This is a genomic window from Streptomyces sp. NPDC058964, assembly GCF_042741275.1.
Lineage (GTDB): Bacteria > Actinomycetota > Actinomycetes > Streptomycetales > Streptomycetaceae > Streptomyces.
In genome coordinates, this window is record NZ_JBHYKH010000746.1 from 1 (window position 1) to 3,238 (window position 3,238).

4 protein-coding genes are annotated in these 3,238 nt (G+C 69.1%); 2 read left to right on the plus strand and 2 right to left on the minus strand.

Going from position 1 to position 3,238, the window contains the following annotated elements:
• Positions 1-1,388, minus strand: a 1,388-nt coding sequence (locus tag ACFW2E_RS44085; RefSeq protein ID WP_384476983.1) for an amino acid permease, incomplete at its 3' end; no start/stop codon positions are given.
• A gap of 203 nt (positions 1,389-1,591) precedes the next feature.
• Here ACFW2E_RS44085 and ACFW2E_RS44090 point away from each other — a divergent pair.
• Together ACFW2E_RS44090 and ACFW2E_RS44095 are read left to right on the plus strand one after the other, a co-directional pair.
• Entirely contained in the window at positions 1,592-2,080 is a 489-nt protein-coding gene (locus ACFW2E_RS44090) for a ribose-5-phosphate isomerase (protein WP_384476986.1), read from the plus strand.
• A gap of 126 nt (positions 2,081-2,206) precedes the next feature.
• Positions 2,207-3,022 (plus strand): Fpg/Nei family DNA glycosylase, encoded by an 816-nt coding sequence (locus tag ACFW2E_RS44095; protein ID WP_384476989.1) that lies wholly within the window; start codon positions 2,207-2,209, stop codon positions 3,020-3,022.
• A gap of 59 nt (positions 3,023-3,081) precedes the next feature.
• Here ACFW2E_RS44095 and ACFW2E_RS44100 read toward each other — a convergent pair.
• A partial coding sequence (locus tag ACFW2E_RS44100; RefSeq protein ID WP_384476992.1) for a sterol carrier protein domain-containing protein occupies positions 3,082-3,238 on the minus strand: 157 nt, incomplete at its 5' end.

Consider the following 3,238-nt stretch of genomic DNA (forward strand, 5'->3'; position numbering starts at 1 on the left):
GCCCCCTTCGAGCGGCCCTCGACGAACTTCTCCTTCACCAGGGCGATCGCGATCACGACCGCCGCGACCATCAGCGACAGCAGCACGGTCGTGCGCCCGCTGCTCTCACCCTCGGTGTCGGTCAGCATGTAGCCGAGGACGAACACGATCAGCGCGGCCGTCGCCCAGGTCAGGTACGGGTACAGCCACATCTTCACGACGAGCTTGTCCGGCGCCTCGCGCTGGATGATCTTCCGCATCCGCAGCTGCGAGAAGCAGATGACCAGCCACACGAACAGGGCCACCGCACCGCTGGAGTTGACCAGGAAGAGGAAGACCGAGTCCGGGAACTTGTAGTTGAAGAAGACGGCGACGAAGCCGAAGAGCACGGAGGCGATGATCGCCGCCATCGGCACGCCGCGGGACGTGGTCCGGGCGAACGCCTTCGGCGCGTCACCGCGCTGGCCCAGCGAGAACGCCATGCGGGAGGCCGTGTACAGACCGGAGTTGAGGCACGACAGCACCGAGGTCAGCACGATGAAGTTCATGATCTCACCGGCGTGCGCGATGCCGAGGGAGTCGAGGGCGGCGACGTACGAGCCCTTCTCCTTGATGGCCGGGTCGTTCCACGGCAGCAGCGAGACGACCACGAGGATCGAGCCGAGGTAGAAGACGCCGATACGCCAGATGATGCTGTTCGTCGACTTGGTGACCGCCCGCTGCGGGTCCTCCGACTCACCGGCGGCCAGGGTGGCGATCTCGCTGCCCATGAAGGAGAAGACGACGAGCTGGACACCGGTGAGGATGGCGCCCGGGCCGTGGGGCAGGAAGCCGCCGTGGTCCGTGAGGTTGCCGAGTCCGGCCTTGTCGCTGTGCGCACCGGGCAGCACGCCGAAGACGGCCAGTGCGCCGACGACGATGAACGCACCGATCGCGACGACCTTGATCCCGGCGAACCAGAACTCGAACTCGCCGTAGGAGCCGACCGAGACCAGGTTGGTGGCGGTCAGCACGACCATCACGATCAGGGCCCAGCCCCACTGCGGTACGGCGGGGATCCAGCCCTCCAGGATCTTGGCGCCGGCGGTGGCCTCGACCGCCAGCACCACGACCCAGAAGAACCAGTAGAGCCAGCCGATGGAGAACCCGGCCCAGCGGCCGAGGGCACGGTCTGCGTGCGCGGAGAACGAGCCGGAGCTCGGATTCGCGGCGGACATCTCGCCGAGCATGCGCATCACGAGCACGACGAGCGTGCCGACGAGGGCGTACGAAAGGAGGATGCCGGGGCCTGCGGTCGCAATGCCCGAGCTGGAGCCGACGAAGAGGCCGGCGCCGATCACACCGCCGATGGCGATCATCGACAGATGGCGGTTCTTGAGTCCTGCTTGAAGTCCGGAACCAGGGGTCATGGGCGGAATTCCTTTGCGCCTGTTGGGCTTACCCGTACGAGCGGTGTACGAGCCGGTCCAGTGAATCCGAGGCGAACGAATTCGGAAACCTTCGAATCCAGATTGTTACTTGAGGTTCTCTTGAGGTTCTATGGTCAGACTCACATTTCCCCTGGTTGACACCCGAAGCTGCTGCCCCGAAACAGCCGTGACACACTCGTCCCATGCGCGTGTATCTCGGCTCGGACCATGCGGGCTTCGAACTCAAGAACCACCTCGTCGAGTGGCTCAAGGAGGCGGGTCATGAGCCCGTCGACTGCGGCCCCCACATCTACGACGCCCAGGACGACTACCCGCCCTTCTGCCTCCGCGCCGCGGAGCGGACCGCCGCGGACTCCGGCGCCCTCGGCATCGTGATCGGCGGATCCGGCAACGGCGAGCAGATCGCGGCGAACAAGGTCAAGGGCGTGCGGGCCGCCCTCGCCTGGAGCGAGGAGACCGCCTCCCTCGGCCGGCAGCACAACAACGCCAACGTCGTGGCCGTGGGTGCGCGCATGCACTCGCAGGAGGAGGCGACCAAGTTCGTCGAGACCTTCCTGAACACCCCGTTCTCCGGTGACGAGCGTCACATCCGCCGCATCGACATGCTGTCGGACTACGAGACGACGGGCGACCTGCCCCCGGTCCCGGCGCACCACCCGCAGCAGGACTGACACCGGACGGGGGGCTGTGCCCCCCGTCCGACGGTGACGCCTCTTCTCTTCCCGCCGCGACCGGTGGGAAGGCGGCAAACGGGGTCCGGGGCGGAGCCCCCGGCGGCACGGAGGGCCACCCCAAAAGTGGCCGAGGGGCCCACCAAACACCCGCAGGGGCAGGCCAAACCCGCCCGTTTCTCCGGCACGTCCACGCGGGTGACCAGCCCCCAGGGCAAGTTCTCCGACTCGGCCGCCCTGCTGACCGGAGCGGAGCTCACCCGCACCGAGGCCCACGGCAAGCACCTCTTCCTCGGCTTCCGCGACACCGAGTGGGTCCACATCCACCTCGGCCTCTTCGGCAAGGTCGCCTTCGGTGACGCCCCCGCGCCCCCGCCCACCGACACGGTCCGCCTCCGCCTCGCGAACGAGACCGCGTACGTCGACCTCCGCGGCCCCACCACCTGCGCTCTGATCGCGGACCCCGAGAAGCACGCGATACACGACCGCCTCGGCCCCGACCCGCTCCGCGCCGACGCCGACCCCTCGGCCGCGTACGCCCGTGTCCGCCGCAGCCGGACCACCATCGCCGCGCTCCTCATGGACCAGAAGGTCATCGCGGGCGTCGGCAACGTCTACCGCGCCGAGGTCCTCTTCCGGCACGGCGTCGACCCGTACCGCACGGGCAGGGACATCACGCCCGCCGAGTGGGACGCGATCTGGAACGACCTCGTGGACCTCATGCGCGAGGGCGTCCGCAACAACCGCATCGACACCGTCCGCCCCGAACACACCCCGGAGGCCATGGGCCGCCCGCCCCGCGTCGACGACCACGGCGGCGAGGTCTACGTCTACCGCCGCGCGAACCAGCCCTGTCACCTCTGCGGCGACCCGATCCGCACCGCGGACCTGGCCGCCCGCAACCTCTTCTGGTGCCCGACCTGCCAGCGAGGACGCGCCTAGGGGCTGTCGTGCGGATCATGCCGCGGACGCGGGGTCCGGCACGCAGAGCGCGGTCACCCTCAGAACCCGTGCGGCAACCACGGCGCGACGTCCGACCCGAACCCCACCGACGCCTCCGCCAGCGCCCCGGGCCGCACCTCCCGCACCCGCCCGGCCGCGGCCAGCGACGCCAGGCTCACGACCCCGAGATACGCCGCGCCCAGCTCCCGTACCGAC

Bases quoted from the DNA above. Each gene is read 5' to 3' on its own strand.
- ACFW2E_RS44090 (WP_384476986.1), top strand. From the start codon at position 1,592: ATGCGCGTGTATCTCGGCTCGGACCATGCGGGCTTCGAACTCAAGAAC.